The following is a 15,076-nucleotide window of genomic DNA, read 5'->3' on the forward strand; positions in this document are numbered from 1 at the left end:
TTTTGCCGCTATCATCGTCATATGGCGATTAATGAGGGCGAGGGTTGCCTCGTCGAGACGCAGGGCTTGGATCCGGCGGTGGCGTTGTTCCACAGCCTCTCGGATGGGACGCGGTTGGCGATTGTCCAGCGGTTGGCGTGCGGGGAAGCGCGGGTCGCGGATCTGATGGCCGGGCTCGGGCTGGCGCAGTCGACGGTGTCGGCGCATGTGGCGTGCCTGCGTGACTGTGGCCTGGTCGTGGGTCGTCCCCAGGGCAGGCAGGTGTTCTACAGCCTGGCCCGTCCCGAGCTGATGGATCTGCTCGCCTCGGCGGAGACCCTGCTCGCGGCGACCGGCAACGCGGTGGCGTTGTGCCCGAACTACGGCACCGACGCCACCGCGACAGAGACCACCACGGAGGTACGAGCATGAGCGACGCATGCGGCTGCGGCCACGACGAACCCACCGCAGACGGCGAGGCCGAGGAGCGGGAACCCGAAAAGCTCTGGGAGGTCAGCGAACTACGTGCCGCCGCAGTCGCCGGAGTACTGCTGGTCGCGGCCCTGATCGTCGGCTGGACCGGCGGCCCACGCCCGGTCGAGCTGGGGTTGGAGATCGCCGCACTGCTCGTCGGTGCCTACACCTTCGTCCCGTCGACGTTCAAACGCCTGGCCAAGGGCAAGATCGGTGTCGGCACGCTGATGACGATCGCCGCGATCGGCGCGGTGATACTCGGCGAGGTCGGCGAAGCCGCGATGCTGGCGTTCCTGTTCTCGATCAGCGAGGGCCTCGAGGAGTATGCGGTCGCCCGCACTCGCCGCGGTCTGCGCGCCCTGCTGAAACTGGTTCCCGATCGCGCCACCGTGCTGCGGGACGGCACCGAAACCGTGATCAGCCCGGCGGAGCTGCGGGTGGGGGACCGGATGCTGGTTCGCCCCGGCGAGCGGGTCGCCACCGACGGCGTGATCGTCGAAGGCCGTAGCGCGCTAGATGTTTCGGCGATCACCGGCGAATCAGTACCGGTGGAGGCCGGGCCGGGCGCGGAGGTATTCGCAGGGTCGATCAACGGCACCGGTGTGCTGACCGTCGAGGTCACCACGACCGCCGAGGACAACTCCCTCGCGCGGATCGTGCGGATCGTGGAGGCAGAGCAGGCCCGCAAGGGCGATGCCCAACGCCTCGCCGACAAGATCGCCAAACCACTGGTTCCGGGCATCATGATCGCCGCTGCCGCGATCGCGGTGATCGGTGCGATCTTCGGCGATCCGGTGACCTGGATCGAGCGCGCTCTGGTGGTGTTGGTCGCGGCGTCGCCGTGTGCGCTGGCGATCTCGGTGCCGGTCACCGTGGTGGCCGCGATCGGTGCGGCGAGCAAGTTGGGTGTGCTGGTCAAGGGCGGTGCTGCGCTCGAGGCGATGGGTCGTGTGCGGGAGGTCGCGTTGGACAAGACCGGGACGCTGACCGCGAACAAGCCTGCTGTCGTCGAGATCTCGGCTGTGACCGGCGTCGAGCAGGCAACAGTGCTCGCTGTCGCCGCGGCGCTGGAATCGCGGAGCGAACATCCCCTCGCTCGCGCCATCCTCGCCGCGGTCGATACCTTCACCCCGGCGACTGACGTCGAGGCTGTCACCGGCGCCGGATTGACCGGCCTGATCGACTGGCGCCCGGCACGACTGGGCCGACCGGGCTGGATCGAACCCGGTGCGCTGGCTTCCGATGTGGAGCGAATGCAGCACGCGGGGGCGACTGCGGTGCTGATCGAGCACGACGGGCAGGTCATCGGCGCGATCGCCGTACGCGATGAACTGCGACCCGAGGCGCACGAGGTCATCGACCGATTGCACGCCCTGGGTATTCGCGTGTCGATGCTCACCGGTGACAACGCCCGCACCGCCGCCGCGTTGGCCGCCGAGGCCGGGATCGAAGATGTGCACGCGGATCTGCGTCCCGAGGACAAGGCCCGCATCGTGGGCGAACTGCGCACCGACCGGTTCACCGCGATGGTCGGCGACGGCGTCAACGACGCCCCCGCCCTGGCCACCGCCGACCTCGGCGTGGCGATGGGCGCGATGGGGACCGACGTCGCCATCGAGACCGCCGATGTGGCGTTGATGGGGGAGGACCTGCGGCATCTGCCGCGTGCTCTCGAGCACGCCCGTCGGGCTCGCCGGATCATGTTGCAGAATGTCGGTTTGTCGCTGGGGTTGATCACGGTCCTGATCCCGCTGGCCCTGTTCGGGGTGCTCGGGTTGGCGGCGGTGGTGCTGGTCCACGAGCTCGCCGAGATCGTCGTCATCGCCAACGGTGTCCGCGCCGGACGTACCAAACCCCTTGCCTCGCTGCCTGATTCGGCGACGAAGCCCGCCCCGGTGCTGGCCGGAGCCTCCGCGTGACCGCGACCGCAACGTCGGCCCCCGCCGTGTCGCGGTGGGGGCGGCGTCTGCGGTGGGTCGCCGCTGCTGCTGTACTCGCCGGCCTGGATCTCGCACTCAAGGCGTGGGCGCAATCCGCGTTGGACGGTTCGCCGATCGAGGCGGGGCCGGTGGATCTGCGGTTGGCGTTCAACCCGGGGGCCGCGTTCTCGATCGCCGCCGACGCCCCGAGTTGGGTGATGCTGTCCATCACGACGGTGATCACCACTGCGGTCGCGGTGGTCGGATGGGTCCTCGCGCCGCGCGCGAACTTGCTCACCCGGGTCGCGCTCGCCGCGATCCTGGGTGGTGCCGCCGCCAACGTCATCGACCGGGTGCCGGACGGGTTGGTCACCGACTACCTGCATACCGGCTGGTGGCCCACGTTCAACCTCGCCGACACCTTCATCGTGCTCGGCGCGATCGCCCTCGTTGCCACGACCTTGATCGGAAACTCTGATGAGCGAGAACAACTCTCACCCGGTCATCACACCGACGATCGGGACTGAACCGAGCGCGTCGCGTCGGTGGGCGGGGTTGGCGGCGCTGGTCGTCGCCCTGCTCACCGTCGGGTTGGACCTGATGGTCCTCAACGTCGCCCTGCCCACGCTGGCGCAAGATCTGGGCGCGAGCACGACTCAGTTGCAATGGATCGTCAACGCCTACACCCTCGTCTTCGCCGCGCTCATGCTGCCCGCAGGCGGATTCGGGGACCGCTACGGACGCAAACGGCTGCTGCTGGTTGGCTTGCTCGTCTTCGTCGCCGCGTCGGCCTGGGCCGCCTACAGCGGATCCACCGGCTCGCTGATCGCTGCCCGCGCCGTCATGGGCATCGGGGCCGCGATCATCGTTCCCCTGTCGCTGGGGATCCTGCCGACCCTGTTCAGCCCCGACCAGCGTCGGCGCGCGATCGCGGTGTGGGTCGGCGCACTGGGCGTCGGCCTCCCGTTGGGTCCGATCGTCGGCGGCTGGCTCTTACAGCACTTCTGGTGGGGCTCGGTCTTTCTCATCAACGTCCCGGTCGGCGTCGCCGCCCTGGTCGCCTGCGTTGTGCTGCTGCCCGAATCCGCAGATCCGCACGCACCGCCACTGGATTGGCTCGGAATCATCACCGCCGTGCCCGGTACAGCGGCGGTGGTGTTCGCCGTCATCCAAGCCCCCGAGTACGGATGGACCGACCCCCTCGTGCTCACCACTCTCGCAGCAGGTGTCGCACTGATCCTCGGATTTCTGATGTGGGAACGGCATACCCGCCACCCGCTGGTCGATCTGGCGTTGTTCACCAACCCGGCCTTCACCTGGCCCACCCTCGCCGCCACCGCGGGCACCTTCACTCTCGTCGGGGTCCTGTTCGTCCTGCCGCAATACCTACAGATCCTGCGCAACTACGACGCCTTCGGCACCGGCCTGCGCCTCGTCCCTTTGGTGCTGGCGATCATCGTCGCCGCAGCGGCGGTCGACAAGATCGTCACCCGAGTCGGCGCCAAGATCCCGATCGTCACCGGAATGATGATCGCCGCAGCAGGATTCGTGCTCGCTTCCCGCATCGGCGTCGACTCCGGCTACGGCTACATCGCGGGGTGCCTGGCGGTGATCGGTCTGGGCGCCGGACTGGCGTTGGCACCGGCGGTCGACGCGGTCATGGCGAGCCTGCCCGACAACCGCAGCGCCGCAGGAGCCGGGCTGCTGATGGCCATCCGACAGGTCGGTGCCGCGTTCAGCGTCGCGGTCCTGGGCACCCTGCTCACCCTCGTCTACACCCGCGACCTCGACCCCCACCTCGACGGGCTACCCGCAGAGGTGGTCGGCGCGGCGCGCGACAACATCGCCGGAGCCCACCTGGTCGCCACCCAGCTTCCCGGCACAGCCGGTGCGGATCTGGCCGCCACCAGCGCCCAGGCCTACACCGAAGCCATGTCCGCGGTGTTTTTGGCCAGCGCCGCCGTCAGCGCACTACTGGCGGTGGCCATCGCTGCCAAACTCCCCAAACAGACACCCCCGCAAGAGCTGATCACCGGTCCGCGAACCGGGATGGGATAGACAGTCCAGTAGGGCGCGGCGCGTCATCCCTGTCCCGCCGCATCGCAGTGCAACTTCGAGAAAGGCACCCGCCAGCATGGTTACCTCGATCCTGCAGGCCATCGGGCTCTTCCTGGTGACCAACATCGACGACATCATCGTGCTTTCGCTGTTTTTCGCCCGCGGCGCGGGAACCCGTGGAACCACGGTCGCCATAGCGACGGGACAATATCTCGGTTTCGGAGCGATCCTCGGCGCCTCCATCCTCGTCTCCCTGGGCGTGACGGCGTTGCTACCGGAAGAAGCGATCGCCTACTTCGGGTTAATACCTCTGCTGCTCGGTTTGCTCGCCGCCTGGAGGGCGTGGCGAAACAACGGCGACGACGATGAACGCCTCGGCGGCAAGAAGGTAGCCGTCTGGACGGTGGCCGCGGTGACCTTCGCCAACGGAGGCGACAACATCGGCGTCTACGTCCCTGTTTTCGCTACCGTGGGAACGGCGGCGATCATCGCCTACTCGGTCGTGTTTTTGCTGCTGGTCGGGCTACTGGTGTTCACCGCCAAGTTCCTCACCACCCGCAAGGGGATTGCCGAGATCTTGGAACGGTGGGAACACGTCCTCTTCCCGCTCGTGCTGATCGTGCTCGGCATCGTCATCCTCGTCAGCGGCGGCGCATTCGGCCTCTGACCGTACAGCCGCCCCGGGTCTGCACACCACATCATCACCCCGAGAGGTCATCACCGTGATACGTCCGTACACGAGCCCGAGCGGCAGAACAGCGACCAGGAGCGAGCACCGCCGACGTCCTCACCGCAGCGATCCGAGATGAGACCCACCGCGCACAGCTGGTCCGGAGGGATCGCGCTGACTCCCGGGCTCCTGACCTTCACCGGCGACATCGGCAACGCGGCTGCCCACGCCCACGCCGCAGTCCAGGTGCTCTTCGTCGCGCGCGGGCGACTGACCCTGACCGACGCGGCCGGACACACCACACTCGCCCGTGCCGCGATCATCCCACCCGGCGTGGTCCACCAGGTTCACACAGACCACGGCACCAGCGGATTCCTCGCGTTCCTCGATCCCGACAGCGTGACCGCCCACGCCGCGCTGGCCCGACTGGAGGGGAAACCGCGCCAGGCAGCCACCAGCTGGGTCAGCGTCGCCGCGCCCGCACCGCCAACCCCTGTCGGCGACCCGATCACCCCGGTGGTGCGCCGGTCCCCGCACCCGGTAGTCGCGCAGGCGCTGCGACGAGCAACCGACTGGTTGGGAGGGCCGCCCTCGCTGGGCGCGCTTGCCGCCGACATCGGCATTTCGGCGAGTCGGTTATCCCACCTGTTCACCGCCCAGGTCGGCTTGCCGTATGTGGCGTGGCGGCGGTGGATCCGGCTCCAGCTAGGGTTCGCCGTCGTGCGTGAAGGCGGATCCCTGACCGAAGCCGCGCACACGGCGGGGTTCGCCGACAGTGCACACCTCACCCGCACCTGCCGCGACCTGATCGGCATCTCTCCGACCGAAGCGCTCATCGCCACCGGATGGCGGCCACCACCGGCACGGGACCGAGCCATCACCGGATGATGCTGATCGCGGCGCGCGGGCTACGTCACTGCCCGGCCACCGGCACCTCGCCCGGAGCAGTTCCTGCCGGTTCAGGCGCTGGGGGAGCATCTGCTGAAACTGGTGGAGCTGGCCCTGGTTCAGGCGTCGGGGACGCCGCAGATGGCATCGGATGATCGGAGGCTGATCGGGGCAGCCCGAGCGTGGTGACGACACCGGTCGCCTGGTTGAACACCAACGCCCCGCGACCGAAATCGACGCGCACACCGCCCGGGACGGGGTATTCGTTGCTGCGTGGCGTACCCAATATGCCGTTGTCCCCGCCGAGCTGGGCGAACCGTTGCCCGATGCGCCCGGCCACTTCATAGACTTGACCGTCGGGGGCTTGGAACAGGTAGCCGTTGACGAACCTGGCGTACTGTCCCCCCTCGGCGGTGGGCACCGGCTCCGAGGCGGCCGAACCCAGCCGCCCCTGCGGTCCACCGGCATCGACCCAACGCCGAGCCAACACATTGCGGTCGACCAGATCCAACAGCTTGCCCGTCAACGCGGCCAACGCCGACACATCGGCATCCGCATCGATTTCGGGCTGCGCTGGTACCGGCGTCGAATCCTGTCCACCTAGAGCCTGTCTCGGCACCGCACCCGAATGCACACCCGCCGCGATAGCACGGATACGGTCCATGAGCGCGTAGGCGGCGTCCCCAGCACAGTCGGTGTTGCCGACATCGCGGTGGGAGAACACCACCGGCAACTGCACCTCTTCACCCTCGCCATACGGTGTGAATTCGGTCCCCTCGGAAATCATCGTGGTAGTCCCTCGAGGATCCAAACCCGCGACGCGAGCACGCCACCCGACGAACTGACCCATCGCGGTGATCGCCGCCTGGGACGGTTCCTCGGATTCGTGATTGCCCATGAACGCCACCCCGGCGGTGTTCTCGTTGAACCCGCCGGTGTGCGCGCCCTGCACGGGCCGGTCCAACCCACCGGAATGCCCCTCGAAGATCTGGCCGTATTTGTCCACCAAGGCGTGGTAACCGATATCGCACCAGCCCAATGTTTCGGCGTGATAGGCGTAGATCCCGCGAACGATCGCCGCCGACTCGGCCTTGCTGTAGTCGTTGCGGCCCGCGGTGTGATGCACCACGATCCCGCCCAGGCCGTCATCGTAGGTCGGGTCCTCACAACGGATCGATTCATCGGCGCCCCACTGCGCACGGCTGATCACCCGAGGCCCGCCACCGGCCAGCGGTGCCGCGATCGCCGACAGGTTCTCCTCACCACGGCCCGGATCGAGCAACACCGCGCTCATCTCCGGGACCCCAACACCGAGATGGTCCGGTCCTGCGACCGGCCGCGGGCCCGGCAACTCGGGATTGTCTGTCGCGGCGGATTCGCGGGTGCTCAGGATTTGCACCGCGTCGGTATCACCGACATACACCGGTTCACTACCCTGCAGGTGGCCCGGGGCCGGGCGACGAGCCGAAACACTGTCGTCGGTTCCCGCCTCGAACCACCGACCCCAGGAACCGTCGGGTTGGCGGGCTCGCACCATCGTGGTGACACCCTCCAGGTTCGGTGCGGTCAACCCGATCATGCTGAACCGGTCCTGGTGGGTGAGCTCGGTGACCTGGGCGCCGACCCGATCGGCCAACTGCTCGGGGACCACACCGGGATCCAACGCTGGAGTCCGGGCTGATAGCGGCGCCGTCCCCGCAGCGGAAACGAACCCGATCGGCCCGACCCGGGAGCCCTCCGGCAGCGGCAGCGCGCCGGGTACCAGCCGCAGGTCCGCGACCCTCAGATCCGGCAACGACATGCCGGTCAGCTCACGGAGGGGCAACACCACCGTCGGCGCCCCTGCCAACCCGACCTGGGTGCTCGCGGTAGCCGAAAGACTGTCGGCTTCACTGTCGTTGGAGAATCGGAACTGCCGCTCACCACCGAGGAAACCGGCCGCGACCGGTGCCGCGACCACTGCCACCGCGACCAGGGGAAGCACGTAGGTTCGTTTGCGGGCGTAATTCGGCACCAGAACTCCTTGGTAGAAATTGCGATGGCGGGGCCGAACCAATCAACCGAACCAGCACCACCGACCACACCAACCACAACCACCCCAAAGAATGAAGTGTCACTTGAGACTGTAGCCAGGATGTAGCCATCCTTCGGTGCGACACCCTGGCCGCCCGTCAGATCGATGAACCGTCACCGGTACAGGAGAGTCAGCCGATTTCTTCAAGCCCGCGCTACCACCTGGGCGCGAAGCTCAACCGGTGTCTACGTTCATCTCGCCCCTCATCCGCTACGGCTACGCGCCGTTGATGCTGCTCGGTGTCAACGGCGCCGGGGTCGCCCTGGCGGCCACCGGCGCCAACAAACTCTGGCTCCTCGCCCCGCTCGCGGTCGCGGTCGCGGTCTCCTTCGCCGCCGAACGACTCCTCCCGTATCAAGCGGCCTGGAACAACTCGCACGGTGACACCGGCCGCGACACCGCCCACACCTTCGTCAACGAATCCCTCATCCTGGGCAGCGTGGCCGCCATCCCGGTCCTGGCCGCAGTACTTCCCGGTGATGGGATCTGGCCTGGCGATTGGCCTTTCGTCGTGCAGGTTCTGGTCGCGATCCTTGTCGCCGACCTCGGCATCACCTTGGCCCACTACGCCAGCCACAAGATCGGGGTCCTGTGGCGATTCCACGCCGTGCACCACAGCGTGAAACGGTTCTACGGGCTCAACGGGCTGATGAAACACCCCCTGCACCAAACGATCGAAATGACCGCCGGGGTCACCCCGCTACTACTGGCAGGGATCCCGGTCCCGGTCGCCGCAGCGCTGTCACTGGCGGTGGCGGTCCAGTTGTTGTTGCAGCACTCCAACGCCGACTACCGCGTCGGACCTCTCAAACACGTGCTGGCACTCAACGAAGGCCACCGGTTCCACCACCTCAAATGGGCCGGCATCGGTGACGTCAACTTCGGACTGTTCACCCTGATCTGGGACCACCTGCTGCGCACTTACAGCTACGACCCACACCGGCGCTTCACCAGCGCCGACCTCGGTATGGCCGCCAAACCCGACTATCCCACCGGCTACCTCGCCCAGCTCACCGAACCCTTCACCCGCCACGGCGCGTGAACCGTTCCCCAGCCCAACCCCGTTGCGACTCGGAGAGGATTGTTTCAATGCACCGGGAGCGCCCAGCTCGGGTTGCGGCAACCGATGCCGGTACCACCGGAGCTGGCGGCATTGCTGCCTGAGGATGTGGTGTTCGTGCTGGATCCGGACCGTCGTCACCGCACGAAATCACCGCGCGGCCCCGCAGGCGATGCTCGAGACCACCTTTGCCCCACGAAGAAGGCGTGGTCAGGCGTTGCGGTCGAGGGCCGCGAGCGCGGCTGTCAAGCGGGTGGTGGCCTCTGCGGCGACGGGACGGAGTTGTGGGTCGCCGGTGACTTCGACCATGAGCTCGGGGTTCATGGCTTCGACGCGGATCAGGCCGGGATCATCGGGGTCGCGGCGCACCACGACATTGCAGGGAAGCAGTAGGCCGATCTGGCGGTCGATGTCGACTGCCCGGTGTGCCAGCGGCGGGTTGCAGGCGCCGAGAATGCGGTAGTCCTCCATGTCGTGGTCGAGTTTGGCCTTCAACGTGGCTGCCATATCGATGTCGGTGAGCACACCGAATCCTTGCTCGGCCAACGCCGCGCGCACAGCGTCCACGGCATCGTCGAAGCCGATACGTAGCGTGGTCGACAGGGCGAGTTCCATATGGGTCATCCTTTCGGTGAGTGTCAGGTCCGGGCAGGTGGGCAGGTACCGGAGGCGATACCGGCGCGGCGCATGAGCAGCGTGGCCGGGCACCACCCCACCGCGCTGTAGAGCAGCAGGTTCGCGCCGACCAGCGCCGGCACGATCAGCCACCACGCCGATATCGTCGCGGCGGCCGCAGTACCGACGAGAACCAGAACACCGGCCAGTAGTGGCACCAGCCGGGCAATGGTCCAGCCGCGACGGTCCAAGGGGGAGGTAGACATGAATCTCCTTGTCGGATCGGCCCTCCGTCCGGGGTGGGTCACCGCGGATCAGGCGAGGGCCAGGAACAATTTTTCGAGTTCGGCCACGGTCAACGGGTCCCCGGAATCCTTCGAGGCATCGAGGCATTCCCGTAATCCAGTGGCCAGGATCTTGAACCCGGCCCGGTCCAGGGCGCGGGAAACCGCCGCGAGCTGGGTGACCACGTCCTTGCAGTCACGACCCTGCTCGATCATGGTGATCACCCCGGCGAGCTGACCGTTCGCACGGCGCAGCCGGTTGAGAACCTGATTGATGCTGTCTTCATCGCCGACCACGGCGTCCTCCTTGATAGCCATCCGATCCCCCACTATACCCCCTGGGGTATTTGACTATGGCACGTCAGTGATGGGCGAAACTGATCCGTGGCAGAACTCGGCGCAGCCAGGCCGGTGACCACCAGGCAGTACGGCCGGTGAGACGCAGGATGACCGGCAGCAGGACCAGCCGCACGACCAGGGCATCCAGCAGCACGGCGACACCGAGGATGATGCCCATTTCCTTCGGGGGCAGCGGTTCGGCGAGGGCGAAGGTGAAGAACACCGCGACCATGACCGCCGCCGCGGCGAAGATCACGCGTCCGGAATGGGCCAGCCCTTCCACTGCCGCGGTCCGGGCGTCGCCGGTGTGTTCGAACTGTTCTTTGGCGCTGGCCAGCAGGAACACGGTGTAGTCCATCGCGATGGCGAAGATCATGGCGAAGAAGAACACCGGTCCCCAGCCGTCGAGGAACCCCTGGGGAGTGAAGCCGAGCAGCCCCGCGCCGTGTCCGTCCTGGAAGATCAGCTTCGCCACGCCGAATGCCGCGGCGGTGGAGCCGAGGCTGACCAGTGTTCCCAGCGCTGCGATCAGCGGAGCTTGCAACGCGACCAGCAGCAACACGAAGCCCAGGACCAGAATCACCGAGATGACGATCGGCAGGTAGTCGTTCAGCGCCTGCTGCAGATCCAGGTTCTCCGCGGGCGCGCCGCCGACCATGGCTTGGTCGGGCAACCGGTCTCGCAACCCGTCGAGGACCGCGCTCATACGTTCGTCGGAGGGATCCATAGCCGGTAGGGCCTGCATCATGACCCACCCGGAACCGTCAACGGCTGGTTGTGCGGGCGTCACCATCGCGATCCCCGCACCCGCTGCCGCCTCGGCGGTGCTGTCGGCCTGATCGGCGGGGGTGATGATCTGCAGTGCACCGGGCGCTCCCTCGCCGAGTTGACGTTGAACGAGCTCATAGCCTTGACGCACTGGTGCCTGCTCGGGGACCACCTGGATCGAGGGCATCGCCACCTTCAACCCGAGAACCGGCAGCGCCAGCACGATCAACACTCCTGCCCCGGCGATCGCGAACGGCCACGGTCGGTCGTGTAGCAACTGTCCCCACCGTGCGAACCGAGGCGAGCGGTGCTCCTGACGGGTCGCATACGGTAAGGCCGCGGAATTGATCCGCCCACCGAGCGCGCCCAGCGCCGCCGGCAGCAATGTCAGGGTTGCGGCCAGCACGACCGCGACCGCGAGCATGATCCCCACCGCCATCGTCCGCACCGCCGGCGCCGGGACCAGCAGAACCGCCGAAAGGCTCACCAGCACAGTCAAACCCGACAACACCACGGCCTTGCCCGCGGTGGCCATCGTCTCGGCGACCGCGCGGCGCGCATCAGCGGTCTTGCTCAGCGCATCGCGGAACCGGGCCACCATGAACAGCGCGTAGTCGATGCCCAGCGCGAGGGCGAACATCATCGCGAAGTTCATCGCCCACACCGAGATCGGGGTCACCTGATTCAGCAACACCAGGCCGCCGGCCGAAGCCGCCAGCCCGGCCACCGTCAGCAACAACGGCAACCCCGCCGCGACCAGCGAACCGAACGCCAGGACCATGATCAGCAGCGTCACCGGCCACGAGAACAACTCCGCCTGAATCATCGCGTCGTGGTTGGCCTTGTTGAAATCACTCCACAACGCCGAAGCGCCGGTGGGATAGACCTCGACACCGTCACCGGAGAGCCCGGTCAACGCCGCCTTGTGCTCGTCAACAGCACGCACCATGTCATCGGCTGACGCATTGGCGCCCGCAATAAGGATCCCGGTATGCCCGTCCGGACTGATACTCATTCCCGGTTGCGGTTCCAGCACAGCCCCGAACCGGGAGTCACCGGCGAACACCGCCGAAGCCTCATCCAGCACCGCCTGCATCTGCGGATCGGAGACCTGCGCGGTATCGGAATGCACCACCACCTGCACCGCCGCCGAGGAATTACCGCCGAAATGCTGCTGAGCCAACTCCCGGACGTGCACCGATTCCGAGCCGTTGGCCTGCCACCCCGCACCGGCCAACGAGCTGAAGACACTCGGTGCCACGGAACCCAGTGCGACGAGCACCATCAGCCACACCCCGACCACCACCCGCGCGCGACCGGCCATCACCGACCCCAGCCGAGCCAACGACCCTGGCCTGCTGGGCCCCGCCGTGCTCGGCGGCTGCACCGTTGTCTCCGTCATGTTCTTCCGCCTTTCGAGTGCTACTCGATCTTCAAAGGGTCATATACCCCAGGGGGTATATCTCGTCTTTTGAAGACGATACCCCATGGGGTATATGTCGAAGGGTTGGTCGATGTCGCCTCTCTCGGGGAGGGTCGACCCGCCGTGGGGATCTCGCTCTGAACGTGAGCACGGCTGACGCGCGAAAGTGTGCCCGCGTCCGAGTGTCGAAAAGGGCCGCGAAACACGGCTCGATCAAATATAGTCATATTCGCATGCATGGACGAATGAGGGAGATCTCGATGGCTGATACGCTCGAAACCCGTCCGGATACCGCTGTGGCACTGGATCTTTCGAAATTTCGACCCTTGATGCTATGGGCGCCGTTCGTTGTCTTCGTGGTGCACACCCTCGAGGAGATCCCGGGGTTCGCCGCCTGGACGAGCTTGCATTTCGCACCGCTGACCACGGAGGCATTCGCGCTCAGCCATATCCCACTGATCTTGTTGGTCTTGCTCTGTTCCTGGCAGGCGACGCGACCTCGGGCGGCATCCGGGTGGGTCGTGATCGCAGTGGCGTTGCAGTGGCAGTTCGCAGTCAACGCGATATTCCACCTCGGCGCTGCGGCGTGGTTCGGAGACTATTCACCCGGAATGGTCACCGCTGCCACGGTCGCGCTGCCGGCCACGCTGATGCTGCTCACGTGGGTGCGCCGCGAAAGCGTGCTCACCGCAACCCAACTCGCCGCCGCGATCGCGATCGGCTCGGCCATCGCTGCGGCCGCGATCAGCGTGTTGTTCCTCGGCTGACGCACGAGGCCACCACAACCTCACCCAGGAAAGGGTCGCTCCATGTCCCGCTTGCCCGCCCAGGCCCGCGCGCGTTACTTCGACGAGATGCGAGTCGCTGCCACAGTAGCCGACCCCGATCGGCGCTGGGCCCATCTCGAACGTGCGCACATCTTGTCTCAGCCGGACCCGTGGCTGCACACCCGCAATCACGTCGCGATGTTGGCGCTGGCGGTGCGGCAACGTGATCGTCGCGAGGCATTCGGCCAGGTCGTGCGGATCATCGTCGCTGCCCCTGGATCGCTGTCGGGACACTATCCCGAGGGCAACACCGGGCGCGCGAGAGTTGGTCTGCGCCAAATCATGCCGACTCCGCCGGACCTGGACGCGCTACTGCACCCAGCCGCCACCTAGAGAATTCAGGGGTTTCCCCGATAGTGGCCGTCCATGTTGCGGCGCAGACTTGGTCCCACCGGGTCGGCCGTCGAACAGAGGCATCATGCAGCAACCGAGTATCGACCGCATCGCAGCGGTCTTCGACAGAAATGCCACACGCTACGACCGTCAAATGGGTGCGTTCGAGCGGTGGATGCTCGGTGACGCGCGCGGCTGGGCTGTGGGTCACGCCAGGGGCAGGGTCCTCGAACTCGCCGTGGGCACAGGGTTGAATCTGCCCCGCTATGGTAGCGAGGTCGAGCACGTCATCGGCGTCGACGTCTCCCAAGGCGTGCTCGATATCGCCCAGCGGCGCCCACTCCGCCCCGACCTGGCCGTACAACTCCGTGTCGGCGACGTGCAGGACCTGGATGTGCCAGACGCCAGCGTCGACACCGTGGTGTCGACCTACAGTTTCTGCACGATCCCCGACCCGGGACGTGCCTGTGCGCAGGCCTACCGAGCCTTGATCCCGGGCGGGGTGTTCGTGCTCGCTGAGCACGGGCCGTCCACCTCCGCGCCGGTGCGGCTGTTGATGCGATTGGCCGAGCCGATCAGCGTCCGGTTCGGCGCCGACCACTTGCTGCGTGACCCGATTCCCTACCTGGAAGCTGCCGGATTCGTGATCACCGAATCGCGGCGCAGCGGGCGCGGGGGGATTACGTTCCGGGTTCGGGCGCACAAGCCCGCGGAACGCGCGTAGCCGCCGACCATCAGATCGCCTCCATGGCACGGTCCGCAGGCGGCCTGGGGCGATCGCGAGTTATCTACTACCCTGGCGGCGTGCAGAGCGGGCATCGTGGTGTAGCCGTGCGGGTGGGACTCGCGCGGTTGATCGCGGTGTTGGCAGCGCTGGTGGGGCTGGCGATGATGCAGACCTCACCGTGCGCGGATCAGGTTCGCGCCTTCGGCCACGACCTTCGATGCCCGACCGCGGGCCTGGCCGCGAACGCGGTCACGGATGGAGATGCTGCGGCGACATCGACGTCAGAGGTGGTCGGGCACTTCGAAGCTGCCGCTGATCTTCTCGGCGGCGCCATGCTGGATCCGGTTGCTCCCGTGGGGGCACTCGGTCTGTGTCTGGTTCTGCTTCTGAGCGTGTTGCTCGCAGTGACGTGGCCTGCGCGTACCCGTCCGATTCTCCTTGCGCCTGCACGCGCTGGACCGCATCCGGTGATCATCCAGCGGCGCTGCCATGCGCCCAGTTTGGCCATGCTCTGCGTGTTGCGCACATAGAAGCCCGGCAGTTCTCAACGCGTCAGTTGCCGGTGATCACATCTCGGCAGCCTCGACGCGTCCTTTCGATGGCAGTTGCCTGGTCGCGACCGAGTCGCGTTCGCATCA

Annotated in this window: 16 protein-coding genes; 11 read left to right on the top strand and 5 right to left on the bottom strand. The window is 66.9% G+C overall.

What is annotated here, in order from left to right; genetic code table 11:
• The first annotated feature begins 21 nt into the window (after positions 1-21).
• The 6 genes from NI2_RS04820 (at position 22) to NI2_RS04845 (ending at position 5,988) form a co-directional block, all read left to right on the top strand.
• Positions 22-411, top strand: a complete 390-nt coding sequence (locus NI2_RS04820) for an ArsR/SmtB family transcription factor (RefSeq protein WP_067486360.1) — start codon at positions 22-24, stop codon at positions 409-411.
• Positions 408-2,372, top strand: coding sequence for a heavy metal translocating P-type ATPase (locus NI2_RS04825; protein ID WP_067486363.1), 1,965 nt, complete (start codon positions 408-410; stop codon positions 2,370-2,372). The genes NI2_RS04820 and NI2_RS04825 overlap by 4 nt, the downstream gene beginning before the upstream one ends.
• A complete protein-coding gene (gene lspA, locus NI2_RS04830) occupies positions 2,369-2,899 on the top strand; it encodes a signal peptidase II (RefSeq protein ID WP_067486365.1) in 531 nt (176 codons plus the stop codon). The genes NI2_RS04825 and lspA overlap by 4 nt, the downstream gene beginning before the upstream one ends.
• Entirely contained in the window at positions 2,850-4,430 is a 1,581-nt protein-coding gene (locus NI2_RS04835; RefSeq protein ID WP_067486367.1) for an MFS transporter, read from the top strand. The genes lspA and NI2_RS04835 overlap by 50 nt, the downstream gene beginning before the upstream one ends.
• A 76-nt stretch (positions 4,431-4,506) precedes the next feature.
• Positions 4,507-5,097, top strand: coding sequence for a cadmium resistance transporter (locus NI2_RS04840; RefSeq protein ID WP_067486369.1), 591 nt, complete (start codon positions 4,507-4,509; stop codon positions 5,095-5,097).
• A 138-nt stretch (positions 5,098-5,235) separates the two neighbouring features.
• Complete coding sequence (locus NI2_RS04845; protein ID WP_067486371.1) at positions 5,236-5,988, top strand: helix-turn-helix transcriptional regulator; 753 nt, start codon at positions 5,236-5,238, stop codon at positions 5,986-5,988.
• A gap of 25 nt (positions 5,989-6,013) precedes the next feature.
• On the opposite strand, the gene NI2_RS34925 is transcribed toward NI2_RS04845, so the two are convergent.
• Positions 6,014-8,002: an N-acetylmuramoyl-L-alanine amidase gene (locus NI2_RS34925; RefSeq protein ID WP_243749896.1), complete on the bottom strand. Its 1,989-nt coding sequence runs from the start codon at positions 8,000-8,002 to the stop codon at positions 6,014-6,016.
• A gap of 289 nt (positions 8,003-8,291) precedes the next feature.
• On the opposite strand from NI2_RS34925, the gene NI2_RS04855 reads away from it, so the two are divergent.
• Positions 8,292-9,104: a sterol desaturase family protein gene (locus tag NI2_RS04855; protein ID WP_243749932.1), complete on the top strand. Its 813-nt coding sequence runs from the start codon at positions 8,292-8,294 to the stop codon at positions 9,102-9,104.
• Between the two features lie 228 nt (positions 9,105-9,332).
• Here NI2_RS04855 and NI2_RS04860 read toward each other — a convergent pair whose 3' ends face one another.
• The 4 genes from NI2_RS04860 to NI2_RS04875 all read right to left on the bottom strand — a co-directional run bounded on the left by NI2_RS04860 (position 9,333) and on the right by NI2_RS04875 (position 12,530).
• The gene (locus NI2_RS04860) at positions 9,333-9,737 is read right to left on the bottom strand and encodes a DUF302 domain-containing protein (protein WP_067486375.1); all 405 of its coding nucleotides are present in this window, start codon (positions 9,735-9,737) and stop codon (positions 9,333-9,335) included.
• Positions 9,738-9,760: 23 nt separating this feature from the next.
• Positions 9,761-10,003, bottom strand: coding sequence for a YgaP family membrane protein (locus NI2_RS04865; RefSeq protein ID WP_067486382.1), 243 nt, complete (start codon positions 10,001-10,003; stop codon positions 9,761-9,763).
• Between the two features lie 48 nt (positions 10,004-10,051).
• Positions 10,052-10,318 (bottom strand): metal-sensitive transcriptional regulator, encoded by a 267-nt coding sequence (locus tag NI2_RS04870; protein WP_067487046.1) that lies wholly within the window; start codon positions 10,316-10,318, stop codon positions 10,052-10,054.
• Between the two features lie 64 nt (positions 10,319-10,382).
• Positions 10,383-12,530, bottom strand: a complete 2,148-nt coding sequence (locus NI2_RS04875; protein WP_084475915.1) for an MMPL family transporter — start codon at positions 12,528-12,530, stop codon at positions 10,383-10,385.
• A 164-nt stretch (positions 12,531-12,694) separates the two neighbouring features.
• Here NI2_RS04875 and NI2_RS04880 point away from each other — a divergent pair, with 164 nt between their 5' ends.
• From NI2_RS04880 to NI2_RS04895, 4 genes are all read left to right on the top strand, one after another.
• A complete protein-coding gene (locus NI2_RS04880) occupies positions 12,695-13,318 on the top strand; it encodes an HXXEE domain-containing protein (protein WP_133734024.1) in 624 nt (207 codons plus the stop codon).
• A gap of 42 nt (positions 13,319-13,360) precedes the next feature.
• On the top strand, positions 13,361-13,711 hold the full coding sequence (locus NI2_RS04885; protein WP_067486388.1) for a DUF3703 domain-containing protein: 351 nt from the start codon (positions 13,361-13,363) through the stop codon (positions 13,709-13,711).
• A gap of 85 nt (positions 13,712-13,796) precedes the next feature.
• Entirely contained in the window at positions 13,797-14,435 is a 639-nt protein-coding gene (locus tag NI2_RS04890; RefSeq protein WP_067486391.1) for a class I SAM-dependent methyltransferase, read from the top strand.
• Between the two features lie 80 nt (positions 14,436-14,515).
• Entirely contained in the window at positions 14,516-14,968 is a 453-nt protein-coding gene (locus NI2_RS04895) for a hypothetical protein (RefSeq protein WP_133734025.1), read from the top strand.
• The last annotated feature ends 108 nt before the right edge of the window (positions 14,969-15,076 follow it).

The organism is Nocardia ignorata NBRC 108230 (assembly GCF_001612905.1).
Lineage (GTDB): Bacteria > Actinomycetota > Actinomycetes > Mycobacteriales > Mycobacteriaceae > Nocardia > Nocardia ignorata.

Excerpts from the sequence above, each read along its gene's own strand:
- NI2_RS04845 (WP_067486371.1), top strand. The coding sequence starts at position 5,236 with ATGAGACCCACCGCGCACAGCTGGTCCGGAGGGATCGCGCTGACTCCC.
- NI2_RS04875 (WP_084475915.1), bottom strand. The coding sequence starts at position 12,530 with ATGACGGAGACAACGGTGCAGCCGCCGAGCACGGCGGGGCCCAGCAGG.
- NI2_RS04885 (WP_067486388.1), top strand. The coding sequence starts at position 13,361 with ATGTCCCGCTTGCCCGCCCAGGCCCGCGCGCGTTACTTCGACGAGATG.
- NI2_RS04865 (WP_067486382.1), bottom strand. The coding sequence starts at position 10,003 with ATGTCTACCTCCCCCTTGGACCGTCGCGGCTGGACCATTGCCCGGCTG.
- NI2_RS04855 (WP_243749932.1), top strand. The coding sequence starts at position 8,292 with ATGCTGCTCGGTGTCAACGGCGCCGGGGTCGCCCTGGCGGCCACCGGC.
- NI2_RS04825 (WP_067486363.1), top strand. The coding sequence starts at position 408 with ATGAGCGACGCATGCGGCTGCGGCCACGACGAACCCACCGCAGACGGC.
- NI2_RS04820 (WP_067486360.1), top strand. The coding sequence starts at position 22 with ATGGCGATTAATGAGGGCGAGGGTTGCCTCGTCGAGACGCAGGGCTTG.
- NI2_RS04890 (WP_067486391.1), top strand. The coding sequence starts at position 13,797 with ATGCAGCAACCGAGTATCGACCGCATCGCAGCGGTCTTCGACAGAAAT.
- NI2_RS04840 (WP_067486369.1), top strand. The coding sequence starts at position 4,507 with ATGGTTACCTCGATCCTGCAGGCCATCGGGCTCTTCCTGGTGACCAAC.
- NI2_RS04860 (WP_067486375.1), bottom strand. The coding sequence starts at position 9,737 with ATGGAACTCGCCCTGTCGACCACGCTACGTATCGGCTTCGACGATGCC.
- NI2_RS04835 (WP_067486367.1), top strand. The coding sequence starts at position 2,850 with ATGAGCGAGAACAACTCTCACCCGGTCATCACACCGACGATCGGGACT.